The organism is Pseudarthrobacter niigatensis, from assembly GCF_030812615.1.
GTDB classification, from domain to species: Bacteria; Actinomycetota; Actinomycetes; order Actinomycetales; family Micrococcaceae; genus Arthrobacter; species Arthrobacter niigatensis.
Map to the genome: position 1 here is coordinate 280,573 of NZ_JAUSTB010000005.1, position 16,732 is coordinate 297,304.

General features: G+C 67.7%; 10 protein-coding genes. 8 read left to right on the forward strand and 2 right to left on the reverse strand.

All coding sequences use genetic code 11. The features are described from left to right. The first annotated feature begins 37 nt into the window (after positions 1-37). The 5 genes from J2T23_RS10225 (at position 38) to J2T23_RS10245 (ending at position 8,922) form a co-directional block, all read left to right on the forward strand. Positions 38-1,198 carry a Gfo/Idh/MocA family protein gene (locus J2T23_RS10225; RefSeq protein ID WP_307359640.1) on the forward strand — a complete coding sequence of 387 codons (1,161 nt, stop codon included), beginning with the start codon at positions 38-40 and terminating at the stop codon, positions 1,196-1,198. Further along, complete coding sequence (locus J2T23_RS10230) at positions 1,195-4,467, forward strand: family 78 glycoside hydrolase catalytic domain (protein ID WP_307359643.1); 3,273 nt, start codon at positions 1,195-1,197, stop codon at positions 4,465-4,467. Before J2T23_RS10225 ends, J2T23_RS10230 begins: the two co-directional genes overlap by 4 nt. A 33-nt stretch (positions 4,468-4,500) precedes the next feature. Further along, positions 4,501-6,510 (forward strand): beta-galactosidase, encoded by a 2,010-nt coding sequence (locus J2T23_RS10235; protein WP_307359645.1) that lies wholly within the window; start codon positions 4,501-4,503, stop codon positions 6,508-6,510. 109 nt (positions 6,511-6,619) lie between these two features. Next, the gene (locus J2T23_RS10240) at positions 6,620-6,916 is read left to right on the forward strand and encodes a DUF4190 domain-containing protein (protein WP_307359647.1); all 297 of its coding nucleotides are present in this window, start codon (positions 6,620-6,622) and stop codon (positions 6,914-6,916) included. Between the two features lie 485 nt (positions 6,917-7,401). After that, positions 7,402-8,922, forward strand: coding sequence for an HNH endonuclease (locus tag J2T23_RS10245; RefSeq protein ID WP_307359650.1), 1,521 nt, complete (start codon positions 7,402-7,404; stop codon positions 8,920-8,922). Between the two features lie 115 nt (positions 8,923-9,037). On the opposite strand, the gene J2T23_RS10250 is transcribed toward J2T23_RS10245, so the two are convergent. Next, positions 9,038-10,411, reverse strand: a complete 1,374-nt coding sequence (locus tag J2T23_RS10250) for an ABC transporter substrate-binding protein (protein WP_370871433.1) — start codon at positions 10,409-10,411, stop codon at positions 9,038-9,040. Between the two features lie 331 nt (positions 10,412-10,742). Between J2T23_RS10250 and J2T23_RS10255 the strand changes: the two genes are divergently transcribed. The 3 genes from J2T23_RS10255 to J2T23_RS10265 are packed head-to-tail and all read left to right on the forward strand — an operon-like array spanning position 10,743 to position 15,057. Then, positions 10,743-11,897: an acetylxylan esterase gene (locus J2T23_RS10255; RefSeq protein WP_307359652.1), complete on the forward strand. Its 1,155-nt coding sequence runs from the start codon at positions 10,743-10,745 to the stop codon at positions 11,895-11,897. Further along, positions 11,894-13,945 (forward strand): DUF6807 family protein, encoded by a 2,052-nt coding sequence (locus J2T23_RS10260; RefSeq protein ID WP_307359654.1) that lies wholly within the window; start codon positions 11,894-11,896, stop codon positions 13,943-13,945. The genes J2T23_RS10255 and J2T23_RS10260 overlap by 4 nt, the downstream gene beginning before the upstream one ends. Further along, complete coding sequence (locus tag J2T23_RS10265; protein ID WP_307359656.1) at positions 13,942-15,057, forward strand: M24 family metallopeptidase; 1,116 nt, start codon at positions 13,942-13,944, stop codon at positions 15,055-15,057. The genes J2T23_RS10260 and J2T23_RS10265 overlap by 4 nt, the downstream gene beginning before the upstream one ends. 195 nt (positions 15,058-15,252) lie before the next feature. Here the strand turns inward: J2T23_RS10265 and J2T23_RS10270 are convergent, their stop codons facing one another. After that, complete coding sequence (locus J2T23_RS10270) at positions 15,253-16,704, reverse strand: aldehyde dehydrogenase (NADP(+)) (RefSeq protein ID WP_307359659.1); 1,452 nt, start codon at positions 16,702-16,704, stop codon at positions 15,253-15,255. Positions 16,705-16,732: the final 28 nt, after the last annotated feature.

The window sequence follows — 16,732 nt, forward strand, 5'->3', positions numbered from 1 at the left end:
TACCGGCCGGCCCCAACAGGGAAATGCGCCCGCGCGCGTGGCGCTGGTTGGCGTACACGGCTTCGGTACCCAGCACCTGCTGAACCTTGAACGGCTCACCACTGCAGGCGCCGTCGAACTCGTTGCCGCAGCAGATCCCACCCCGCCGGCACCGGGGTCCCTGCCGGCGTCGTCCATGGTCTTTCCGGGATTGCCCGAACTCCTGGCCCATACTGCGGACCTGGATGCCATCATTGTGGCCACTCCCATCCAGACCCATGCACCGCTGGGCCTGGCAGCGCTGGCCGCCCACGCGGACCTCTACCTGGAGAAGCCACCCGTAGCGTCCCTGGCTGACTTCACCCGCCTGGCAGAGGCGGCATCGACGTCGGGACGCAGCGTGCAGATCGGGTTCCAAAGCCTTGGTTCGCACGCCTTGGCAGCGATCGGGGACCTCCTCGCGGCAGGCACCATCGGCACGCTCCAGGGCATCTCCGCAACCGGCCGCTGGGTCCGGGACAAGGCCTATTACAAGCGGTCACGCTGGGCCGGGAAACGCACCCTCGACGGCGTGGATGTGGTGGACGGCGTGGCAACCAACCCGCTGGCGCACGCCGTCGCAACAGCCCTCCGGATCGCCGGGGCACGCACCACCTCCGATCTCGCCTCCGTGGAAACCGAGCTATACCGCGCCAACGGCATCGAATCCGACGACACATCGGTCATCAGGATCCGCACCACCGCGGGCCTGCCCATCACCTGCGCCCTGACGCTCTGCGCCGCCACGTCTGTTGAACCCTGCGTGACCCTCCAGGGAACGGCAGGAACAGCGGTGTTCCATTACACCGAAGACCGCCTCACCGTTTCGACGGAAGCCGGCACCACGGAGGAGACATTCGGCCGGGACGACCTCACGGAAAACCTCCTGGCCCACCGCAGGAACGGCACGCCGTTGATCAGTCCTCTTCTGGACAGCGGCGCCTTCATGCTGGTCCTGGAAGCCATCCGTACCGCACCGGCGCCCGCCCCGATCGCCGCGGAACACGTCCGGTGGGAAGGCGAAGGCGACACCGCCCATGCAGTGGTACCGGGTATCGAGGCGGCCCTTGAACAGGCCGGCAGGCAGCACGCCACCTTCAGCGAACTCGGACTTCCCTGGGCGCACTCGGCTCCTGTGGCCTTCACGGTTCCCGCAAGCCCCATGAACACTGCCCTATGAACCAGGAAACCACGCAGGACCGGCAGGCTGCCTCCATTCCACCCGGCACGGACGGGTCCAGTTCCGGGCAACTCCTGGCCGTCCACCTCCTGACGGACGGCCTCGAAGAGTGCCTGACGGCCTCCCGCCGCCCTACCTTCGGCTGGGACCTGGCCCAGGCCGGGAACCACGACCCCGCACAGGCCTGGCAGGCAGGCTATGAGATAACGCTGGAAGACGGCTCCGGAGCCCACACCTGGAGCTCCGGCTGGGTTGCGGACAACAAGCACCGGCACATCCCCTACACCGGCCCCGGGCTGGAAACCGATGCTGATTACGCCTGGCGCGTCCGGATCCGCGACGCCACCGGAGCCGCCGGCGAATGGTCGGCTGCCAGGGAGTTCAGCACAGGCCTGGACGACAGCTCCTGGCAGGCAGAATGGATACGTCGTACTCCCGGCGGCCGGGCACCACTCGGGATTCTGGACGGCGCGCTCCGCGTGGCGGGATCGCCGTTCCTGCCCCTCCCCTGCCCGCCGGTGCGCAGCTTCCGGCTGGAGGCCCGGCTGCGGCCCGTGATGGGCCGGGTGGGCATGATCCTCCGGAGTGGCGGACCTGGGACCGGCCTGCTCCTCGAACTGGACCAGGCAGGCAGCGTGGTGCTGCGGCGGGCCCCTGCGTGGGAGATTCCCGCGGCGGCCACGCCGCCCACCACGGTACTGGCAAGTGCGGATGCCAGCACCCCGCCCGCGCCGGCCGGGGGCTGGCTGGAGCTGGCCGTGGCGGACGACGGAAACCGGATCACGGTGTCCCTGAATGGCGCCGAGCTGATGGCGGTCCAGGAGCCGGCCGGGCCAGAGGGGCGGCTGGCCCTGCACCAGGACCCGCGCAGCCAGGCTGAGTACGCGTCGCTGCGGGTTGTCGCCGGGGGATCGCCCCTGATGGATCAAAGGTTCGACGGCGGCACGGACGCCGGGAGCGGCATCCTGGCCGCCTGGACCCGAACCACGGCCTTCCGCCAGCCCGACGAATGGACGTTGTTCCGCGCGGCGGTTGAGCTCACCGGCAAGGTCAGCCGGGCGCGCCTGTACGTGGCCGCCAACCACCACGCACAAGTTTCCGTCGCCGGGGTCCACAGCCTCAGCGTGACGTCGTTCGGCTACCCCGGGGAAGGCTACTACGATGCTGCGGACGTCACCGGCGTGCTGGCCGCACAGCCGCAGGGGGAGCCGGTTCCGTTGACAGCCCTGCTGCACTGGTACGGCCCGGGCCAGGGCAGGGCCGCAGGAGTTCCGGGCCTCCTTGCCCGGCTCAGCGTGCAGTACACGGACGGGCGCCGCGAGGTGTTCGGTTCGGGTCCCGGCTGGTCGGCAGGGGAGGCGCCATACCGCCAGTCGGGCTACCGGAACGACGAGGGCGACCCCGTGGAACACCTGGACGGAGAGGCCGCGGCGTCCCTTAGCCCTGCCGAAGACCTGCCCGCCGCCATCCTGTGCGGCCGCCACCCGTCGTCGGACTTTCCCCGCCTCCACCCGCGCCGCACCTCCCTGGCTGAAGAGTTCGTTGCCCCGCGCGAATTCCTGACGGCCGGCGACGGCACCCTGGTTGCAGACTTCGGCCAGGTCCTGCCCGGGCGGCCTGAGATCGATTACCTGGACGGCGTCCCCGGGCGCACCGTGATGCTCCGGGCCGGCTACGTCCTCCGCCCGGACGGGCGGGTTGACACCGGAAAGACGGCCAGCCAAAACACGGACATGTCCTTCCCCTATACCCAGGCGGCAGGGCCCCAGCAGTTCCGCGCCACCGTGCACCTGGGTTTCCGTTACCTGGAGCTACCCGGCGTTGATCCTGCTGAGGTGTCCAGGGTCGGTGCGGTGGTGGTCCGCGGACACCACCCCGGCGAGGGCAGCTTCTCCAGCTCGGATCCCACCCTGGACGCCGTCTTCCGGCTGCTGCGGGAGTCGGCGCTGTACGGGGTGCAGGAGCAATTCGTGGACACCCCGACCCGGGAAAAAGGCCAGTTCCTGGCCGACGCCGCGAACATCTCCTATGCCACCATGGCCCTGTTCGGCGAGCACGCCTACACGGCGCAGGCGCTGCGGGAGTTCAGCTGGTCTGCGCTCCGTTATTGGACCGACGGGGAGGACAAAGGGCGCTACAACGCCGTCTACCCCAACGGGGACGGCAAGCGCGACATTCCTGATTTCTCCCTGATGGTCCCCGAGTGGGCCGAGGAGTACCACCGCCGCACCGGGGACCTCACGCTCATCCGCGAGCTGCTGCCGCACCTGTGCGATACGGCGGACTACGCGCTGCGTTACATTCCCGCGGAGGGCCCGACGGCGGGACTGGTCACCAGGCTGGGCGGCGGCTCCGGCCCGTACCTGCACGGCATCGTTGACTGGCCCGCGCCTGGCCGGTTTGGGTACGACATGGAGTGTGCGGCTAAAACCACCGTCAACGCCCAGGCGTACTCGGCGCTGATGTCAACGGCCCGGCTCTGCGGCACCGTTGGTGACGAGGATGCAGCAGCCCGCTATGCGGCGTCGGCCCGGACCCTGGCCAGGGCCATCCGGTCACGCCTGCGGGTGGACGGGGTAATGATCGACGGCCTCCACGGGGACGGAACCCCCAGCCCCCACGCGTCCCAGCACGCCACCTCCTTCCCGCTGTCCCTGGGCATCACCGACCCGGCCGACGCCCAGGAGGATGCCGTCCGGATCGCTGTCATGGGGATGCGGCAGGGACCCATGACCGTGCACCGCCTGGTCCGCGCCCTGCTTGGCCAAGGCATGACCGACGCGGTTCTGGACCTGCTCACCAACAGCGGCCAGCCCGGCTGGGCCCGGCTCCTGGAACGCGGCGCCACCTTCACCTGGGAGGCCTGGGAACTGGTGGACGGCACCGACTACAGCCAGTCGCACGCCTGGTCCGCATCGGTAGTCAAGGAGATCTTCGAGCACCTGCTGGGCGTACGGAACGTGGTGCCCGGCGAACTCCTGATTGAGCCGCCGTTGTGCCGCCTGGACCACGCCCGGGGCCGCGTGCCCACGGACAACGGCTGGGCGGACGTCAGCTGGCGGCGGCACGGTCCAATGGTGGAGGTTGAGTGCACCATTCCGCCGGGAGTGCTGGCAACAGTCAGGTTGCCGGCGGGCCTTTACGGGGTCAAAGGCCCGACGCCGGACGGTGCAGCCGCCAGGTCTTTTCCAGAAGATGCAGCAGGCACCGCCGGGGCCACCAGGGATTTCCGGGTCCACACTGGAACGTGGACCTTCGCACCGGAGTGAAGCAGGCAGATGAACACAAGAGGAGCCCCAAGAATGCAGGAACCCAGCGGTCCGTCCCCAGTCTGGAGCAAGGTGCAGGGCCTCGCCTTCGGCGGCGACTACAACCCGGAACAGTGGCCCCGCAGCGTGCGCGCGGAGGATCTGGAACTGATGCAGGAAGCGGGGGTGAATCTCCTCAGCGTCGGCATCTTTTCCTGGGCCCTGCTGGAACCGGCCGAGGGACAGTACGACTTTGGCTGGCTGGACGAGGTCATGGACAACCTCGCGGGCATCGGGGTGAAGGTGGCGCTGGCCACCGCCACCGCCGCTCCCCCGGCCTGGCTGGTCCGCAAGCATCCGGAAATCCTGCCGGTAACGGCTGACGGGACCGTGCTGGGGCCGGGCTCGCGGCGTCACTACACGCCTTCGTCGGCCGTGTACCGCCGCTATGCCACCGGAATCACCCGCGTGATCGCCGAACGATACAAGGACCACCCGGCCCTGGCCCTATGGCACGTGGACAACGAACTCGGCTGCCACATCTCCGAGTTCTACGGGGATGAGGACGCCGCCGCCTTCCGCGCCTGGCTGGAGCGCCGGTACGGGACAGTTGATGCGCTCAACGCCTCCTGGGGCACGGCGTTCTGGTCCCAGAACTACGGTTCCTTTGACGAAATCCTGCCGCCGTCCGTCGCCCCGTCCACGCTCAACCCGGGGCAGCAACTGGACTTTCAGCGGTTCAACTCCTGGTCCCTGATGGACTACTACCGGCAGCTCGTGGCGGTACTGCGCGAAGTGACGCCGGACGTCCCCTGCACCACCAACCTGATGGCTTCAAGCGCCACCAAGTCCATGGACTATTTCGACTGGGCCAAGGAACTGGATGTCATCGCCAACGACCACTACCTTGTGGCCGCCGACCCCGAACGGCAGGTGGAACTCGCGTTCAGCGCGGACCTTACCCGCGGCATTGCGGGCGGTGACCCATGGATCCTGATGGAACATTCGACGTCGGCCGTGAACTGGCAGCCGCGCAACCAGCCCAAGATGCCCGGCGAGATGCTGCGGAATTCCCTGGCGCACGTGGCGCGCGGGGCGGACGCCGTGATGTTCTTCCAGTGGCGCCAGAGCTTTGCCGGCTCGGAAAAGTTCCATTCCGCGATGGTGCCGCACGGAGGGCGGGACACGCGGGTGTGGCGCGAGGTGGTGGAACTGGGCGCAGCACTGAAACGCCTGGAACCTGTGCGTGGTTCGCGGGTTCAATCCCGGGCCGCCATCGTCTTTGACTACGAGTCCTGGTGGGCCAGCGAGATCGATTCCAAGCCCAGTATCGATGTGAAGTATTTGGACCTGTTGCGGGCGTTCCACCGCGCCCTGTTCCTCCGCGGAATTGCCGTGGACCTGGTGCACCCGTCCGCGTCGCTGGAGGGGTATGGCCTGGTGCTGGTGTGCACGCTGTACGCCGTGTCCGATGACTCCGCCGCCAACATCGCTGCGGCCGCCTCTGCCGGGGCCACAGTGTTGGTGAGTTATTTCAGCGGAATTGTGGACATGCAGGACCACGTGCGGCTGGGAGGCTATCCGGGCGCGTTCCGCGGTCTCCTGGGCGTGCGCGTGGAGGAATTCCACCCGCTGCTGGCCGGGTCCCAGCTGACACTCAGCGACGGGACCGTCTCATCGGTGTGGAGCGAGCATGTGCATCTGGCCGGCGCGGAGGCGATACAGGCCTTTACCGGGTATCCGCTGGACGGCGTTCCCGCCGTCACCCGGCGGCCCGTGGGTTTCGGGGCGGCCTGGTACCTGGCTACCTTCCCCGATCCCGATGGCATTGATGCCCTCTTGGACAAACTGCTCGCCGAATCCGGGGTTTCCCCTGTTGCCGACGCCGATCCTGGAGTGGAGCTTGTCCGCCGGGTTTCCGAGGACGGGCGGAGCTTCCTGTTTGCCATCAACCACACGCGCTCGGCTGCTTCGGTTTCTGCCACCGGCACCGACCTGCTGACGGGTGAGTCTTTTGGCGGCACGGTTCCGGCCGGGGGTGTTGTAGTGGTGGCCGAGGGTTAGATAGGCGGTTGCCATACGGGAAGCGTCAAAACCTCCTGAGGTGACCCAGGAGCCCCGGGGACGACGGCCCAGAGCTAGACTCACTCTCACAACTAGGTTGGGGGACCAAATGAGTAGACCCGCATACGCGACTCACACGGCAACGCATCGACTGAACAAACTGGCTGTTGCATCGATTGTTTTTGCTGTCGTAGCAGCATCAGGTTTCTGGGTTTTTGGAGTCGCGGTTCTTGCCGTCTTTGCAGTGGGCGCCGGGCACGTCGCCCTCAATCAGATCCAACTCAAAGATGAGCGAGGAAAAGGGCTGGCAATCGCTGCTCTCGCCGTTGGGTACTGCATTGCCACGCTGGCATTGATCAGCACTTTGGGCTTCATACCGAGCGTCGTCCATCAGCTATCGCAGTAATCGCGTTTCCCAAGGCATATTCTGTGGGCCTGCTTGGGGACCGGGGTGGGGCGTATGGCCGGAAAATGGGGATCTCATCACTGACCCTCACGCTATTGGCAGTCCTGTGTGCGTGCGGAGGGCCAGCAACGCCGCTACCAACAGTTATTGAACTCGCTGCCACGGGGTATCGCTTTGCTCAAAGGGTCCTGCACTAGTGCAGATACGAGTTGCCGGGCGCCCGCCACCACTGTGGAGTCGAAGTCCATTTCCGTCGCCATGACCCACCTCTGTCCGCCGGCCACAGGATTTTCGACCACGGCAGGAACTGTGGGAAATGGTGCCAGGGCACATGATTCACCCATCCGCGGTCGCGGTAGAACTGCGGCGCGGCGCTGCAGGGGTGACAGGCGCGCCACGGCAGGCGACGTTTGATAGAAGCCGCCTTTTCCACATAGGACGTAGAGGCCGTCGGAATTGTCAGAGGGTGCTGGAAGACTCTGCTTATGGAAGCGGTTGAAGTGGGAGCAAAAGTACTGGAGGCGAAGCCTCGAGTGCCTTGCATCGCTGATGTGCTGAATTTGTTGGCCCGTGTTCCCCTTGCTGCTGAGGGTGCGGGGTTGATTGACCAGATTCGCGGGCTGGAGAAGTTTAAGTGCTTTGCCGGTGCCCGGCAGGCTGAGGCCGCTGTGGCTTTTGATCTGTCCCAGCGGCGGGAACAGGCCGACGCCGGGGTCCCGGCCGCCGATCAGGGTGCCGGGGTCGCGGCGCAGATCGCCCTGGCAAGGCGGGAGTCCCCGGCCCGGGGTTCCCGGCTGCTGGGCCTGGCCAAGGCGTTGACCGGGATGCCGCACACGTTCGCCGCGTTCCGTGCCGGGCTGCTCAATGAGTGGCGGACCACCCTGATCGTGAAGGAAACCATCTGCCTCACGCCCGGGGACCGGGCCGGGGTAGATGAGGAACTCGCCGCCGATACCGGCGCCCTGGGCGGTGCGGGAGACAAAGCGATCATCGCCGCCGTCCGCGCCGCGGCGTACCGGCGGGACCCGGCCTCCGTCGCCAAACGCGCCGCCCGGGCCGTGAGCGAGCGGGCCGTGAGCCTGCGCCCGGCCCCGGACACCATGACCTACCTGACCGCGCTCCTCCCGGTCGCCCAGGGCGTGGCCGCCTACGCCGCCCTGGTCCGGGACGCCGACACCGCCCGGGCGGCCGGAGATGACCGGTCCCGCGGGCAGGTCATGGCCGACACCCTCATCGAACGCCTCACCGGCGCCCCCGGCGGCATCACCGGGGTTCAGATCCAGCTCGTCATGACCGACCGTACCCTCTTCCGGGCCGACGCAGAACCAGCACGGCTCCCCGGCTACGGCACCCTCCCGGCAGAACCGGCTCGGGCCATCGCCCTCGCCGGGGGGCCAGCCGCGGCCAACCCACTGGCCGGGCGGTCGGGTATGGAAGAACTCGACCTGTGGGTCCGGCGGCTTTACACCGCCCCGGGCAGCGGCGAGCTCGTGGCGATGGACTCCACAGCCCGGCTCTTCCCGGCCGGGTTGAAACGGTTTCTCCAGGTCCGGGACGACACCTGCCGCACCCCGTACTGCGACGCCCCCATCAGGCACCACGACCACATCACCGCCTGGCACACCGGTGGACCCACCAACGCCAACAACGGCCAAGGTTTGTGCGAAGCCTGCAACCACACCAAAGAAACCCCCGGCTGGACGGCCCAAACCATCCAGGGACAGCGGCATACCGTCGCAACCACCACCCCCACCGGCCACACCTACCACTCCACCGCCCCACCACTCCCCGGGCGCTCACTTCTTACGGCCGGCCTGCCGTCTGCCGACGTGCCGCAGCGGGAGGTCAATGATTTCCTGCCGCTTCGGGGTGAGCACCGGCTGGATCCTGGCCAGCATTTGAAGAGCCCCGCTGGCCACGTGCTGGGAAGGGTGTCTGCACCCCGCGCCCACGGACCGGCGGAGGGTCGGCAGCGGTTACGGCCCAGGGAGAGCAGCGTCCCGTAGGGCACCAGCGTCAGTCAGCAGGACCTTCCTCAACAGCTCCGCCATTGGGCAGCTCTGCCCCGGAGGAACCGTTGGTCCCCGGGGCAGAACCGGGTTTGAATATGTTCCCAGTGGCCTAGCTGCGGATGGTTGTTTTCATTTCGTCAGTGGCCTTCTTGCCGGCCTCGTCCGTGGACAAGCGTTCAAAGAGGACCTCTGAGGTGTACCGCTTGATGATCTCCTGGATGGCACCTGCACCCTTGGGCGGCGGGGCCGGAGCCTCTCCCAGTTCATCCTTGATCTCGTCGATGAACTTGACCACCTTGGTATCGGCCGGAGTCAGCTTGGGCGCGATGGCTGCACGGACATCCGAGTTAGGATAAACGCCGCGGTCCGCCAGGAGTGCCTCGCCGGCCTTCACATTGTTGGTGAGGAAATCGATGAACTTTGCCGCTTCCTGCGGGTGTTTGGTGCGTGAGGAGGCGGACCAGAACTGCGAGGCCTTATACCAAAGCTTCGCCTCATCGGCGGCACCGGCTTTGGAGGGGAAGCGCAGGATCTTCAGGTCGCCGCCGGAGGCCTTTTCCAGCGCCGGAGCCTGGTTGGACCACCAGAAGGCCATCGCGTTCTTTCCGGTTGCCAGGCCGCTCTGGTCCAGCGGCGCGGCATCAGCCTCCACCACTTCGGCAGCAGGCGGTACGGCCTTGTTTTGGCTCAACTGCTTCAGGAATGCCCACCAGCCGGCGATGTCGGCCGGTTCGAAGCCCAGCTTGCCATCAGGGGTGTAGAGCGACTTTCCGTTCTGTCGCAGCCACACACCCAGGGAGGCCTCGTCGGTTCCGTAGGCGGCCGAACCGTACGTACCTTTCGGGGACTTGGCAGTAATGTCGGCCGCGATGCGCCCAAAATCCTCCCAGGTCCACGTGGAGTCGTCCGGCAGTGGTACGCCGGCTGCCTGGAAGACCGCGGGGTTGGCCAGGATGGTGGCCGCGTTGATGCCGGCGGCAATACCGGTCAATCCCTTATCGCTCCTGCCTGCATTCAGCGCTGCCTCGTCAAGCTTTGAGGTGTCGATGCCGTACTTGGAGAGGTCAAGGAGCGCGCCTCGGCTCGAGTATTCGGTAATGTACTTTTCGTCCATCTGGATGACGTCGGGAGCATCGTTGGCCGCCGTCTGGGTGGCAAGTTTGTCCCAGTAGCCACTCCAGTCACCGAACTCCGGCTTGACCGTGATGTTGGGATTTTCGGCCTCGAACGCTGCGATGGCCGCCTGGGTCAACTGCGCCCGTTTGTCACCTCCCCACCAAGTGAAGCGAAGTTCCACTTTGCCGTCCGCGCTTTTCGGTGCTGCTCCCCCGCCGCAGGCGCTGAGGGCCAGGACGGCTGCCGTCGCGGCAGCAACCGCTATCGCCCATCGGACCCGGCCCTTCCCGGGACGGCGGGGCGCGCCTGGTGCGGGAGCCCTTGGGGGCTGATGTGCAGACGCCGCGGGGCGGGGTGAACGTGGCACTGTGTACTCCGATCATCGTTGATCTGTCGGGGATGGGGGCTGAACTAAGGAAGGCGAAGCATGAAAGCGCTTTCCACAACTGATAATACAAGCTTAGAACTTGTAGAACAAGATGCTGGGGAGGTTGAAGGATTTGAGGCAACGGAACCCCTGTCCCTAAGCGTTCGGCCTGGACCCCAAGGGCGCCGCACGGCCTGGGGATACCGCTTGTTGACGCGCCAACAACCCTTTGTTAAGTTGAGAGAAACCGTTTTCTTGGTGGTCATGCCTCCCGTAAGACAGCCGGCGTCACGGTCCATGAATACGCATTCCAAGGAAGGAGCCGGCCCCAATGAGCCCAACACCAAGGCCCAGTGCCATCGCCGGCTACGAGGACTGGCCGGCCTACGTGCGCAGCAAACCCGGGCACCGGGCGTCGGCAGCGGCGGCGCAGGAACTATCGGACGCCCTGGGTGTACCGGGTCCGGTGGCACCGCCGGATGTGACGGTGCATTGGGAACACACGCACGACGGCGCCACCACCTCCCAGCTCAGCTGGCAGTTGGGCTTTGGGCCCCGCACCACGGGCTGGCTGGTGCGGCCTGCCGGGCACTCAGGTCCCCTGCCGGGCGTCCTGGCACTGCACTGCCACGGCGGCAACAAGTTCGGCGGCGCGGACCGGCTGGTGGAGCTTCCCGATAACCATCCGTCAGCCGCATCCGCCCGTGCCGGGCACTACGACGGCCGCGCCCTGGCTACTGACACCGCCCGAAGGGGCTTTGTTGTCCTGGCCCATGACACCTTCGCCTGGGGCAGCCGCCGCTTCGACCTCTCCTCAGCTCCATGGCGCACTGCAGCGGCAGCGGCGGCGCAGCACGCGCAATGGCGGGAGGACGGCGTCGCTCCTTCCGCTGCGGACGAATACAACGGGGCCGCGGGCTTCCACGAGGACACGATTGCCAAAGCGGCAGGGCTGCTGGGCACCAGCCTGGCAGGCATGGTGGCACATGACGACCTCGCCGCCCTGGAAGTCCTGGCCGCCCGGCCCGGCGTGGACCAGGACCGGCTGGGCTGCATCGGATTCTCCGGCGGAGGGGGCCGCTCGCTCACCCTGGCTGCCCTGAGCCCCCGGATCCGGGCCTCCGTGGTGGCATGCATGATGACCACCTTCGAATCCCTCTTCCCCGCCTACCTGGACGCACACTCGTGGCTGCTTCAGACTCCCGGCCTGTGGAAACTGGGCGACTGGCCGGAGCTTAGCGGCAGGTCGGCGGCGGCCCGGTTCCTGGTGGAGTACGCCCTTGCCGATGAACTCTTTCCCGAGGACGGCATGCGCCGGGCACACCAACTGCTGGAATCAATGCATGCCGGCACCGGCAGGTACACGGGCAGCTTTTGGCCCGGAGGCCACGTATTCACTGCTGCCATGCAGGACGAAGCCCTCCATTTCCTGACGCAAGCCTTGGCCCCGCAACCCCTTCCCACCTCTCCCCAAGGACCCCGATGACCACACAGCATTCCACCGCCGCGGACCCGACGCACCAACAGGGCGCTGCTGCCTCCGTCCCGCGGGTGGCACTTGTGGGCGTACATGGCTTCGGCGAACATCACCTCGCCAACCTGGCCCGGCTTGAAAAAACCGGCGCACTGGAACTGGTAGCTGTTGCCGATCCCAATCCGCCGCACCCCGGCACCCTCGCCGGGTCGGTCGCCGTGTTCCCCGATTTCGCCGCGCTGCTGGCCGCCCGGCCGGGCGCCGACGTCGTCATTATTGCCACCCCGATCCAGACGCATGCCCCGCTGGCGGCCGCGGCGCTGGAAGCCGGAATGGACGTCTACGTCGAAAAGCCGCCGGTGGCGTCGCTGGCCCAGTTCGAGCAGGTCGTTGCTGCCGCGAACGGCAATGGCCGCCTGGTCCAGGTGGGCTTCCAGAGCCTGGGGTCCCACGCCTTGCCGGCCATCAGGGAGATGGTGGAGGCAGGGAACATCGGCACCGTCCTGGGCATGAGCGCCAGCGGCCAGTGGCTGCGGACCAAGGCCTATTTCAAGCGGTCGCGCTGGGCCGGAAAACGCAACCTGGACGGCACGGATGTGGTGGATGGCGTGGCAACCAATGCGCTGGCCCACGCCGTTGCCACCGGGCTGCATCTGGCCGGGGCGCACACTGCTGCCGACGTCGCCTCCGTGGAAACTGACCTGTACCGGGCCAATGACACCGAAAGCGATGACACCTCCATCATCCGGGTCCGCACCGCGCCGGGAACCACGCTGTTGTGCGCCCTGACGCTCTGCGCGCCGGAACAGCTGGACCCCACCGTCACCGTGCACGGAACGCTGGGCGACATTACCCTTTCCTACACGAAAGACGAGGTGGTCATCACTACCCCGGACGGCGAGCGCCGGGAGTCGTACGGCCGGACCGACCTGCTGGAGAACCTGCTCGCCTCCCGCGCCACCGGCGTGCCGCTGCTGTGTGGGTTGGAGGATACCGGTGCGTTCACCACCGTGCTGGAGGCCATCCGCACTTCACCGGACCCGGCCCCGATAGGCGCCGAACACCTGGCCTGGGAAGGCGGGGGAGACGACGCCCACCCCGTGGTTCGCGGCATAGCGGACCTGATCCAGCGGGCCGTCAAGGCGCAGGCTACGTTCGCCGAATTGGGCGTCCCCTGGGCCCGCCACCTTCCGCCAGTCCACACGCTGAGCGTGGACGGCAGGCCCGTAGCCGAGTACCAGGACGGCAGCCATGTCCGTGCAGTCTCGTCCCCGCGCCCCTATCTGCACCCGGTCCGCACCCTGGGCGGCACCGTGGTCACGGACCACCAGCCACTGGACCATGTGTGGCATCTGGGCGCCGGGGTGGCCCTGCAGGATGTGGACGGCGTGAACTTCTGGGGCGGACGCACCTACACCCGCGAAGCCGGCCAATACGTCTGGCGCCCGGACCACGGCAGCATCACGGTCACCGGCACCACCGCCGGGCAGCATGATGCGCGCGATGGCCTGCCCGGACGGCTGCAGGAGACCTTGAGCTGGAACGGCCCGGACGGCGCACCCATCCTCCTGGAGGAACGCACCTGGGCGTGGTCCGGCGTCGCGCCCGCCATCTGGCGCCTGTCCCTGGACTTCGCCCTCTCCCCCGCCGGAAACAAGCCTGTCAGCCTTGGCAGCCCGGGATCCAACGGCCGGTTCGGGGGCGGATACGGCGGGTTCTTCTGGCGCCTGCCCGCATGCGAAGGCGCCACGGTCTGGACGCCGGCAGGAAGCGGCGAGCCGGCAACGCACGGCAGCGTCACGCGCTGGATCACCTGGGCGGGAACGTTCGACGGCGGCCCGGCCACCTTGGTGTTCGTCGCCCCTAACGATGCTGCGGACCCGTGGTTCGTGCGGGTGGACGGCTACCCCGGCGTGGGGCAGGCCCTGGCGTGGGACTCACCTGTGATTGCCCGGCCAGGCAGCCCAGTGCGGCGCAGCATCACCGTTTTTGTGGCCGACGGAATCCTGGCCACGCCCGACGTCGAAACATTGACCCACCAGCAGGGAGACCCGTCATGAGCCAAACAACAACCACTGCCGCTCTCCGGCGGGAGCCGCGTGTGGCTCCAGGCGCGCCGGCAGACCGCGCCATCAAGCGGCGCCGGGTGCTGGACATCCTGGATGCCGCGGGCCGCGACTCCTTGCTCCTGACCACGAACACGGCCCTCACCTGGTACCTGGACGGCAGCCGGGTGCACATCAGCCTGGCCGGAGATCCCATCGCCGCCCTCCTGGTGGACCGCGATGGCGACCATCTGGTGACGTTCAACAACGAAGCTGCCCGGATTGCTGCCGAAGAGCTGCCAGCCGGTGTCAACCTGCACACCGTCCCCTGGTACGGGGACCTGCACCAGGCTGCGGCCGCCGTCGGCAGTTCCACCGCTCCACCGCTGGCGGAGGCGGACGCTGCCGTACAACTGCGCGCCGCCCGGCAGCAGCTCCTCCCCGCGGAGAGCGCCCGCTACTCCCATCTGGGCGCGGAGCTGGCAGGCATCATGACGGACGTCCTGTCCGCCGCCCGGCCGGACACCACGGAATTCGAACTCGCTTCAGCGCTTGCCGGGCGCGTGGTGGCGGCCGGCGCGGAGCCCCTGGTACTCCTCTGCAACGGCAGCTCCCGCAGCACCTTCCGCCACCCGCTGGCAACGCATTCCCCTCTCGGCAGGCGTGCCGTGGCGGTGGCCTGCGCCCGCCGCGACGGCCTCATTGCCAACATCACCCGCTGGATCAGGTTCGACGACGGCACCCCGGAAGAGCGCAGCGCCGAGGCCCGCATCGCGGCAGTTGAGGCAGACATCTTCGACGCCACGGTTCCCGGCGCACGCTTGGACAGGATCTTCGCCGGGATCCAGGCCGCCTACGTCCGCCATGGTTTCGGGGCGGACCAATGGGAGCAGCACCATCAGGGCGGCCCTGCCGGTTACGCGGGCCGGGACCCCCGGGCGACGTCCGCCGCGACGGACACGGTGGTCCTAAACCAGGCCTTCACCTGGAACCCGTCGGGTCCCGGCGTCAAGATCGAGGATACGGTGCAGCTCACGGCGTCCGGACTGCAGGTCCTTACCGTGGACCCCCGCTGGCCGGTGGCCACCGTGAACGGGCTGGACCGGCCGGTGACGCTGCAGCTGTAACAAAGCTATCGACGCGCAAATTCACTGTCGACCCGCGCGTACCCTAACGCACCCCATATTTGGGCGCGTCCGGGAATCTGCGAGTCGTAGGAAGATTTGCGCGTCGCCAGGAGCCTCGCACCCCTACAACGCGCGCACAGTCATGGCGGTCTGCGGGAGCATTTGTGCTCGTCCCGTATTCGGTGAGAGAGCGTATTACGGAAGCACCAGCTCACCGTCCACGCGGCGCGGGATGTGCAGCGGGTTGCCGTCATGCAATGCCGGGTGCAGGACGGGTTCCGGGGCGTCCTGGTAGGCCACGGGGCGCTGGAACCTGCGGACCGCCGTCGCGCCCACCGAGGTGAAGAGCGACGTGGTGGCCGGGTACGGACCGCCGTGCTGCTGGGCCCAGTTGACGGCGACACCCGTGGGCCAACCGTCGAACAGTACACGTCCTGCGAGCCCGGACAGCTGCTCCACCAAGCCGGCAATGTCCTCGCCGGGCTGGGCGTGGAGCGTGGCCGTCAGGCTTCCCGGGACCGTGGCCAGCACTGCGGACAGCTCGTCCTGGTCCGCATACTCGATGAGGATGGTGGTGGGGCCGAAGCACTCTTCGAGCAATTGTCCCGGATTGTCCAGCACCTTGGCGGCGGTGGTGGCGAAAACCACCGGGGCCGCACCGTTGGCGGCTGCGTCCTGGTCTACGGTGCCGCCCACCACGTCCACCCCGTCCACGGAGGCAAAGCTGCGCAGCCCGTCCGGGTACGCCTCCGCAATGCGGCTGGTCAGCATGGCATGGGCGCCCTTGTCCTTGCTGGCTTCCGCCACGCCTGCCGCGAAGGACGTTCCGGCGGGGATGAACACCAGGCCTGGCTTGGTGCAGAACTGGCCGGCACCAAGGGTGAAGGATCCTGCCAGCCCCGCGGCGAGTTCCACGGAGCGCTCCCGCAGCGCGGCCGCCGTGATGACCACGGGGTTCAGGCTGCCCAGCTCCCCATAGAACGGGATGGGGTCCGGACGGGAGGTGGCGAGGTCGAACAGGGCACGGCCGCCGGGAATGGACCCGGTGAAGCCCACGGCCTTGATGGCGGGATCCTGCACCAGTGCCGTGCCCACCTCCCGGCCGCTGACCAGGGCGAACAGGCCTTCCGGTGCACCCGCCCCGCGCAGGGCTTCCGCGACGATGGCGGCGGTCCGTTCCGAAAGGCGGAGGTGGCCCGAGTGCGCCTTGACGATCACGGAACAGCCGACGGCGAGCGCCGAGGCGGTGTCGCCCCCGGCCACGGAGAAGGCAAAGGGAAAATTCGAGGCTGAGAACACCGCGACGGGGCCGATGGGCCGGAGGATGCGGCGCAGGTCGGGCTTGGGCGGGGCGGCTGAGGGGTCCGCGTGGTCGATGATCGCTTCGAGGTAGGAGCCCTCGGTGATGACGCCCGCGAACAGCCGCAGCTGGCCGGTGGTGCGCGCAACCTCCCCCGTCAGGCGCGGGACGCCCAGGCTGGTCTCGGCATCAGCGATCTCCACCAGTTCGGCGGCGTTGGCATCCAGCGCGTTGGCCACCGCGTTAAGCCATCCCGCACGCTCTGCATCAGATGCGGCCGCGGAGGTCCTGGCTGCCGCCGTGGCGGCAGCGGTGAGTTCGGACAGGGAAAGTGTTGCTGTTGTCACGTGAGGTACCTGTTCTTTTGGAATTCTT

Coding starts and splice junctions, on each gene's coding strand:
- J2T23_RS10265 (WP_307359656.1), top strand. CDS start 13,942: ATGAGCCAAACAACAACCACTGCCGCTCTCCGGCGGGAGCCGCGTGTG.
- J2T23_RS10245 (WP_307359650.1), top strand. CDS start 7,402: ATGGAAGCGGTTGAAGTGGGAGCAAAAGTACTGGAGGCGAAGCCTCGA.
- J2T23_RS10255 (WP_307359652.1), top strand. CDS start 10,743: ATGAGCCCAACACCAAGGCCCAGTGCCATCGCCGGCTACGAGGACTGG.
- J2T23_RS10240 (WP_307359647.1), top strand. CDS start 6,620: ATGAGTAGACCCGCATACGCGACTCACACGGCAACGCATCGACTGAAC.
- J2T23_RS10260 (WP_307359654.1), top strand. CDS start 11,894: ATGACCACACAGCATTCCACCGCCGCGGACCCGACGCACCAACAGGGC.
- J2T23_RS10235 (WP_307359645.1), top strand. CDS start 4,501: ATGCAGGAACCCAGCGGTCCGTCCCCAGTCTGGAGCAAGGTGCAGGGC.
- J2T23_RS10230 (WP_307359643.1), top strand. CDS start 1,195: ATGAACCAGGAAACCACGCAGGACCGGCAGGCTGCCTCCATTCCACCC.